Origin of the sequence: Teichococcus aestuarii (assembly GCF_003116135.1) — a bacterium.
GTDB classification, from domain to species: Bacteria; Pseudomonadota; Alphaproteobacteria; order Acetobacterales; family Acetobacteraceae; genus Pseudoroseomonas; species Pseudoroseomonas aestuarii.
This window is the reverse complement of record NZ_PDOA01000050.1, coordinates 1-7,882: the sequence shown is the minus strand read 5'-3', so window position 1 is coordinate 7,882 and position 7,882 is coordinate 1. Positions and strand designations below refer to the sequence as shown.

At 70.0% G+C, this 7,882-nt stretch carries 5 protein-coding genes and 1 pseudogene; 2 read left to right on the top strand and 4 right to left on the bottom strand.

What is annotated here, in order from left to right:
- Positions 1–123: 123 nt before the first annotated feature.
- Positions 124–930 carry an HAD domain-containing protein gene (locus CR165_RS23825; protein ID WP_109519378.1) on the bottom strand — a complete coding sequence of 269 codons (807 nt, stop codon included), beginning with the start codon at positions 928–930 and terminating at the stop codon, positions 124–126.
- Positions 931–1,302: 372 nt separating this feature from the next.
- Entirely contained in the window at positions 1,303–4,632 is a 3,330-nt protein-coding gene (locus CR165_RS26090; protein ID WP_181378356.1) for a DEAD/DEAH box helicase, read from the bottom strand.
- A 315-nt stretch (positions 4,633–4,947) separates the two neighbouring features.
- Here CR165_RS26090 and CR165_RS23815 point away from each other — a divergent pair, with 315 nt between their 5' ends.
- Together CR165_RS23815 and CR165_RS23810 are read left to right on the top strand one after the other, a co-directional pair.
- Positions 4,948–5,367, top strand: a complete 420-nt coding sequence (locus CR165_RS23815; RefSeq protein WP_109519376.1) for a TolC family protein — start codon at positions 4,948–4,950, stop codon at positions 5,365–5,367.
- A 224-nt stretch (positions 5,368–5,591) separates the two neighbouring features.
- Positions 5,592–6,440, top strand: coding sequence for a hypothetical protein (locus CR165_RS23810; protein WP_109519375.1), 849 nt, complete (start codon positions 5,592–5,594; stop codon positions 6,438–6,440).
- A 257-nt stretch (positions 6,441–6,697) separates the two neighbouring features.
- On the opposite strand, the gene istB is transcribed toward CR165_RS23810, so the two are convergent.
- Both istB and CR165_RS23800 read right to left on the bottom strand, forming a co-directional pair.
- A complete protein-coding gene (istB, locus tag CR165_RS23805; protein WP_109519374.1) occupies positions 6,698–7,480 on the bottom strand; it encodes an IS21-like element helper ATPase IstB in 783 nt (260 codons plus the stop codon).
- Positions 7,470–7,882: pseudogene (locus CR165_RS23800) on the bottom strand (IS21 family transposase); the annotation flags it as partial. The pseudogene CR165_RS23800 and the gene istB, both read right to left, overlap by 11 nt.

Below are 7,882 nucleotides of genomic sequence, written 5' to 3'. Positions count from 1 at the left end.
CTGCATCAACCGCCTGAAGAACTGCCGCCGCGTCGCTACCCGCTACGACCACACCGCCAGCAGTTTCCTCGGATTTGTCCAACTCGCTGCCATCCGCCTATGGATCAGCTTTGTCCACGCCGCCTAGCTTATGTCGTCGGCACCTATCAATGCTGACAGTTGCCTCACTGCCTCGTCTCGTTGCCCCCTCGCGAGGAGGGCGGAAGGTCTTTGGCCACGCGAGGTTCGGGCATCGACTCCTTCCAGCCACCGGCAGGCAGCAATGCGGTCGCCGCGGAAGGCTTGGAGGACCAACTCCATATCGCCATCGGGCACGGTACGGACGCCGAGCCCCGGGTCGGTGCCGCCCAGGTACCGGACAGCCGCCGCGGCCTCCCTGGCGCCCAGCCCATCCAGGGCGTCGGTCCTGATCGTGGCGCCGGGCACGATGTCCTCGTCGTCGAGCGCCAGCCAGCCGGTCGGATGGGTGACGCCGTGCTCCTTGAGCCAGCGCTTGATGTCGGCAGCCTTGTCTGGCGTGTCGGAGCCACTCACCGGGCAGGCCCAATCCTCATGCAGGAGGGCTTCCGGCAATCCTTGCTCCAGCAGCTTCGCCCGGGTCTGCTCGTAGCCAACGGTGTACCGCCACGAACTGGCGACCACGATGCGGGCGCCGGTCGCCTCGCAGATCCGGCTGACCAAGGCGACCGCGCAGGCGTCGAACACCGCCTCACGGCCGATCAGCTTGCTCGCCTCCTGCCTTGTCAACTTTGCGCCCGCTCCCTGCAGGCGCCGGTTCACCGGCAGCAGCCAAGCGCGGCCCGAGAGCAGGACCCCGTCGATATCCAGGAACAGGATGGCCTCGCCGTGCTCGGCGGGTCGGTAATCGCCCCGGAGGAGGTCGGCGGCCGACCGGATCGGGGACGACCGGGAGGTGACGGACTGAGTCATGCGCCGGGCTTGCCCTAGAACCGGACGGCTAGCCATCCCGCTGTCCCTCTATATGTCAGGTTACAGCGGGAGCGTGATGGGGCGGCAAGGGAGTACGGCCCGGTTTTCCTGGCCTGGCTTCAGGTCCGCGAGGGTTCACCCTGACGGGAGGGCCGCAAGCCAGCCCGTGCCGACGCTCGAGGTCAAGTGCTGGGCAGACGGATGCCACCTCAGCCACCGGCTCCAACGCGCGGCGCCGCGCCGCCGCGGCAGCAGGGCGATGGCACTGGCCTGCCGGATCGCTCCGCGCGGCCGTGTCCAGCCCCGGCGCTTTATGCCGCAGCCGCGCGGGCGATCTGGCCACGGAGAACTCCACAGCGGGGGATCCGCCGCCTACGAGCGCGACCCACTCAGATCGCGCGCGGGCGCTGGACCAGCATGCCGGGCAAGCGAAGGAGCCAGGGTTAGCGATGCCTCCAAGCTGGCCCGCATCGCCTCAGCCGACGAGCGGAACCCCTCAATGCCGCCCATGGCTGAGCGGACTCGCGGCTCGCGCATCCAGGCGTCCCAGTCGCCGACGACGTAGAGCCGCCGCTTCGCCCGGGTCACCGCCACATTCAACACGTTGGGCGTGCCCGCCGCCCAGCGGATCGCGCCCGGCGTCTTGCCGCCAAGCAGCAGGACGACCGCCTCCGCCTCCTTGCCCTGGAAGGTGTGCACCGTGCCGACACAGGCGCGCAGCCAAGTGTCCACGGCCTTTCGGGGGACGCCGGGTGCCCACCAGCCTCGGCGCGAGGAGAGCAGGCGGCGCAGGCCGTCCGCCGCGGTCCGGAAGGGCGAGATGACGTAGAGGTCTGGCAGCCTGTCCGGCCTCGCCCCCTCGGCCCAGCCGCGGACCATAAACTCGCGGACGATGGCCGCCGCCATTTCGGCATGAGCGGGCATGAAGTGGCCGTCGCCGCCCCGGTCAGTCAGCATGTCGATCCAGCGGCTCGGCCCGAGCAGCGGTCGCGGCAGGACACTGTGGGCCGGGTCGCCTTCCGTGATCCGCCTTTCCTGCTCGGGTTTGCCGTCCCCCAGCACCATGCCGCCGCCGTAGGCAATGGTGTTCGATATGGAGAACATCGGCTCTACGCAGCGACGGTGCACCACCAGCGGCGAGCCGACCCAGACCTCTTCGTCGCCGCCCGCGATGAAGGTGCCGAAGGTGTTGTTCCGGTCAGCCAGCACCTGCATCGACGTCGCGGTCGAGCGGTGGACGGGGTGCGCGCCGCGGCGCTCGTGCAGCCGCCGGTCCACCTCCTCATCGAGGGTGATCACCGGCTCGACCTGCAACGGGTCGCCCACCACGAGTGCGCGCTTTGCCCGCATCAGGGCGCCGACGGGGTGCTGCGGCACGGCCTGCCCAGCCTCGTCCACGATCAGCCAGCCGATGCCGCCCGCGGGCACGTTAGCGAAGCAGCGCCCGAAGGAGGCAAAGGTGCTGGAGAAGACCGGCACCAGGATAGCCAGCGTGGCCCACAGGTCGAGCGCTGCGGACGGCTCTGGCCTGATCTCGCCGCCCACCATCTTGAGCGCCAAGCTCAGGTTGCGCCTGAACTGCCGGGTGGCCCCGCTGATGAATGCTTGGTGGACGCCCAGCGCGCGGACGAACACCTCAGCCCGCGCGGCGTCCAACGCATTGCTGCTGCGGGGCAGCCGCTGGTGCATGCGTTCTCGCGGCAGTTCCAGGGTCGAGGCGATGTCGGCGATCCCGCCGTGGGCCTCGGCGATGCACTCGGCCACGCGCCGCGCTTCGTCCGCCGCCCGCTTCAGCGCCGCCTTGTCCGCCGCCCCGGCAGCCACGGCCGCCTCCGCCTCCCGAAGGCGCCTGGACGCCTCGCGCCCGCGGGCCACCGCAGCCTGGAAGGCGGCGGACGCTTCGGCGCGGCGGCGCACTATCTCCTCGTGCGCTTCGCGGGCCGTGGTGGCGGCCCGCGACAGTCGGAGGGCCGCGAGCATCCGCGCCAAGAGCCCCGGCCTGCTCAGATCCACGTCACGATCAGCCGCTGCCAGGATCTCCCGGGCGGCCGCGAGGTCGCCCTCAATGGCCGCGACATCCTGGCGTGCGGCCTCAGCGTCCTTCTCGGCGGCGCGGTGGCGCTCGCCCGCCGCCTCCGCCTCGGCGTCTGCCCGCGCGGCGGCCTCAATCTGCCGCTCATGCTCGGCAATCTCGTCCTTCAGGCGTCGCACCTCGGCCAGGGCGGTCTGAAAGGCCGTCCTCGCCGCAGCCCAGTCGAGGCGCCCGAGTTCACCGAGCTGACGGAAGATGTTGGACGGCGCGTCGCGCCTGGGCCGCGAGCCATCCTCGCCGGGCGGCACCTTCTCCTTAGCGCGGAGAACGGCGCAGAAGGCGCCACGGTTCGCTCTGTTCCCCAGGGCAGCGGCGATCAGCCCCCATGCCTCCCGGGGCCTGACCGGCTCCGCCTCAGCGTCCTCGTCCTCCGCCTTGAGGCGTCGGTTCAACAGCGCGGCGGCAGTCTCCGTGAACCGGGCGCAGTCGGCGCGGCGCGCAGGCGGGATCTTCGCCGCGTCTGGCAGCTCTCGGGTGACGTTCTCGACGGCGCCGTTATTGCTGCTGGCCACCACGATGGTGAAGTCGCGGAACCGGGAGTCCGGGGTGAACCCCTCTTCGTCGGCCATGGACCGGCCGACCTCGCGGAACGCGGCGGCGGGGGAGCGGAACTCCGCCATCAGCCGCGCCCGCTCGACCACGACCGTGGCGACAATGTCCGCCAAAAGCGTCGTCTTGCCGGTACCTGGTGGGCCGTTGACGGAGAAAATCCCGCCGTCCGACAGGCGGGCCAGCCCCTCGTTGACCGCGACCTGCTGCATCAGGGTCAGCGGGAACTCGCTCGGCCAGCGACCGTCCGGCAGACGCGCGAGGTCGAGCGCGTGGCGCATCTCCTCGGGCCGCAGGCAGTCGCGGCGGCCCTGGCCACGGCCGTCGCGCAGGTACCCGGCGACGAGGCCGCATGGCGCGCCGCGAGAGGCGGCGTCGATCGCTGCGGACAGGTCGTCGTAATAGAAGCCGTTGACCGGCGGCAGCTCAGGATTTCGCCTGCGTCCCTCGCGGTCGACCAAAGCTCTGCTGACCACGACGGCCTCGACCGCGCCGCCGACCGGTGGCGGCGCGCCCAGCAGTGACGCGGCCTTCCTGGCCATGGCGCGGACGAAGTCCATCCCAACCGGGTCATCCTCGTTCCCCGGCTCCCGCCTCCGCTCCGCCAGGAGCCGCTTCTGCTCCTCGAAGAATTCGAACAGGCGGTCGTGGTAGCCGGAGACGTTGGCACCCGCGAGTTCGGCGAAGTGGACGGCGAACGCCGCCAAGTGTGCGTCCGGCCGGAACTCGACCTCTTTCAGGTTCGGGCCGACCTCGAGGACGCCGAGGAAGGTCAGCGGCCCCGTCTTCGCCCGGCGGCCGTCGTCGCGGTCCTCGAGCTCCGCGGCACCGAGCAGCCCGCGCAGCGCCCGGTCGTAGTCTCCCCGTGGGACAATCCCGAACCGCACGAAGTGGACCGCCGGGTTGGGGATCCGCTGCCCCCGCTCCCAAGGCAGCGCGCCGTCGCGCACGTGGCGAACGGTGTCCTCGGGGCCGTCGGCCTCGTCCTCGACGGAGGGAGCGGTCAGCGCCTCGACGTCGCGCCAGTAGCGCAGCGTCCTCAGGTCGTTGTCCCGACCCATGTCCTTCTCCCTTTGCCCCCTGCAGGAGCTACGCCGCGTGGCCCTCGGGATCAACCCACGGTAGGCCATGCCGTTTCCTGAGGGAGCGCCGGAGAAAGGCGGCATCCCGCGCCGCCGAATCGGGCGTGGTCGTTCCGTCGTACTGCTAATGACCCCCTGCCATGCTGAACTGTCGAATCCTTCTGGCGGGCACCGCCCTGGCGCTGCTCGTGGGCTGCGCCGTCGACCTCGACTTCGCACGGCCCGCCGCGCCGGACGCGGCGGGGTACCGCCCGGCGCCGCTGGTGGCGGCCACCACCGACACGGGCAGCGCCGGTGGCATCGCCCAGCGCGCTGGTGGCCGCCGAATGGTGGCGCGCCTTCGGCTCGTCGGAACTCGACGCCCTCGTCGCAGAGGCCTTTGTCAACAATGCCGACCTCGAGGCCGCGCGCGCCACGCTGCGGCAGAGCCGAGCGCTTTCCGCCGCCGGGCGCGGCGGCTTCTGGCCGACGCTAGGGCTGGGCCTAAACTCTGCCCGCCAGAAGGCGGAACCGATCCCGGCCAATGGCGCCGGGGGCGCTTTCCCGCCCTACACGCTGCACACCGGCCGCGTGGAGGTGAGCTACGCCCCCAACCTCTTCGGTGGCACCCGCCGCGAGGTGGAAGGGCTCGTCGCGGAGGAGGACCGACAGCGCTTCGAGCTGGACGCGGCGGCGCTGACCGTCGACGGGAACCTCGCAAGCGCCGCGATCTAGTGGTGTAATCGATGCCAAGGATTCCTGCGCTATGACGCGTCCTGGGGAACCAACTACGTCGATCGCACCACTAGTTCGACGCGGTTTCCTGTCGCCGGACACCGCCCGCCGTCCCCGCGGTGGAATGCGCGATGTAGGTTGTGGAGGAGGCGCGCTGCCGCCCCGCCTTCGGATGCGCTAAGCGAGAGGGGTCGTTTCGGCGCCGCGCGCCGCAGGGGGATCCAATGGCGCAAGCCGCACAGTTTCCAAAGCTCGATTTGGACAAGCTCATTGGAAGGGATGCGGCAGACCCGGCGAGGCGCCAGCGGCTGCTCGCCCTGATGGCGGACCGCAGCCTCGCGCCCGAGCTTCACCAGGAGGTAGATGCGGCCGACGCCAAGGCCCGGAAGGAGGGCGAGATGCCGGACTTTCTCTGGCGTGGCCTCGTGCGGACTCACACCACGGTTCAGGGCGTGACCACCTACGAGAAGTTCGTGAGGAAGTCTGCAGAGCTGCCCTGGGATCACGCCTCGCTGAGCGCGCTCGGACCCGATGCCAGGAAAGCCCGCCTCATCGCCCTCGTCGGCGCCCGGCGGGAGGACAACTGGCGGGTCGGGCGCCTGCTGCGCGCCTTCGCCGAGGTGGGATCGCCGGAGGGGCTTGCGGCCGCGCAGGCTCGGTTGCGTTTCCTGGAGGGCGCGGGCGCCAAGGTGGCCTTCTTCGCTCCGCCCGGCGGCAAGTCCCCGAAGCCGTTCAGCGGCTTCGGGCCTAAGTACGCACGCCTGTTCTGGCTCGACATCCGCGATGCCGATGTGTCCGAGGTGCACATGGCCCTCGACAGCCGCATCCAGGCGATCGTTCCCCTAGTTTGGCCTCACCTCGACACGCGCGAGGGCCGGGCGCTCGTGACCGCCGCAGTTGAGGACGTTGAACTCTACGGCAAGGTAGAGCGCGCGTTCCTGGCTCTCGCGGCCGAGGCTAGGGTCGAGGCATGGCGCGCGGACCGGACCATCTTCACCATGATGGCGCCGGGCCGCTGGCGGGCCGCCGCCCACTTCCTGTGCACCGGCGAGGCGTCCGCGCTTCGCGGCTGAGGCGATGCCTCCGGTGCCGGGTTTCTGGTCTTCAGGCAGCGGGCGGTCGCCTGCCAGACTTCGGGGGATGGCTAGTGGTGTGATCAATGGAAAGGATTCCCGCGCTACGATGCGTCCTGGGGAACCAACTACGTCGATCGCACCACTAGGAGGCGGCGCTGCGGGTCGAGATCCAGGTGTTGATTGCCACTGAGACCTGACCCGGGGTTGCCACGAGGATCTGACCCGGGTTGTGGGTGCAGGGTTTTCAGATCTCGTCAGGTCGGCTGTGGTTTCCTTTCGCGATGGGCCTGGGTGGCGGAGCTGTTCCTGAAGCGGAAGCTGTCGTTGCCGGTCTCCAGGATGTGGCAGTGGTGGGTGAGCCGGTCGAGGAGCGCGGTGGTCATCTTGGCATCTCCGAAGATCGCCGCCCATTCACTGAAACTGAGGTTGGTGGTGATGATGACGCTGGTCTGCTCGTAGAGCTTGCTGAGCAGGTGAAACAGCGGAGCACCGCCTGAGGCGCTGAACGGCAGGTAGCCCAGCTCGTCGAGGATCAGCAGATCGGCATGGAGCAGGCGGGCCGCGATCTGCCCGGCCTTCCCGGTGGCTTTCTCCTGCTCGAGCATGTTGACCAGCTCCACCGTGGAGAAGAACCGCACGCGCTTGCGGTGATGCTCGACCGCCTGGACGCCGAGGGCGGTGGCCACATGGGTTTTGCCGGTACCCGGTCCACCGACCAGTACGACGTTGTCGGCGCTGTCCATGAAGGCACCGGCGTGAAGCTGGCGCACCAGGGCTTCATTGAGCTGGCTGCCAGAGAAGTCGAAGCCTGTCAGGTCCTTGTAGGTGGGGAAGCGTGCGGCCTTGAGCTGGTAGGCGATGGAGCGGACCTCGCGCTCGGCGATCTCGGCCTTGAGCAGCTGCGACAAGATGGGGATCGCGCTCTGGAAGGCAGGCGCGCCCTGTTCGGTGAGTTCGGCTGCGGCCTGTGCCATGCCGTGCATCTTGAGGCTGCGCAGCATGATGGTGATGGCGGCGGCCGCCGGGTCATGACGCATGGCGACCTCCCTGCCTTGGGCGCAGGCTGTCGTAGCGGGCGACGTTGGCCTTGGGCTCCTGCGCCAGCACCAGGGCCTGGGGCGCCTCGATCGGCGGCACCTGGGGGGCTGTGCCATCGGTCAGCCGGTGCAGCAGGTTCAGGATGTGGGTCTTGCTGGCGGCCCCGGCCTGCAGCGCCATCTCCACGGCGACCAGCACGGCCTGCTCGTCATGCTGCAGCACCAGGGAAAGGATCTCCACCATCTCCCGGTCGCCGCCGGACCTGCCGTGCAGCTGACGCTGCAGCTGCCGGAACGCCTCCGGCAGTTCGGCGAAGGGCGCGCCGTTGCGCAGGGCACCGGGCTTGCGCTGGACCACGGCCAGGTAGTGGCGCCAGTCGTAGACGGTCCGGCCCTGCCCGT

Coding starts and splice junctions, on each gene's coding strand:
- CR165_RS23825 (WP_109519378.1), bottom strand. CDS start 930: ATGACTCAGTCCGTCACCTCCCGGTCGTCCCCGATCCGGTCGGCCGCC.
- CR165_RS26090 (WP_181378356.1), bottom strand. CDS start 4,632: ATGGGTCGGGACAACGACCTGAGGACGCTGCGCTACTGGCGCGACGTC.
- CR165_RS23810 (WP_109519375.1), top strand. CDS start 5,592: ATGGCGCAAGCCGCACAGTTTCCAAAGCTCGATTTGGACAAGCTCATT.
- istB (WP_109519374.1), bottom strand. CDS start 7,480: ATGCGTCATGACCCGGCGGCCGCCGCCATCACCATCATGCTGCGCAGC.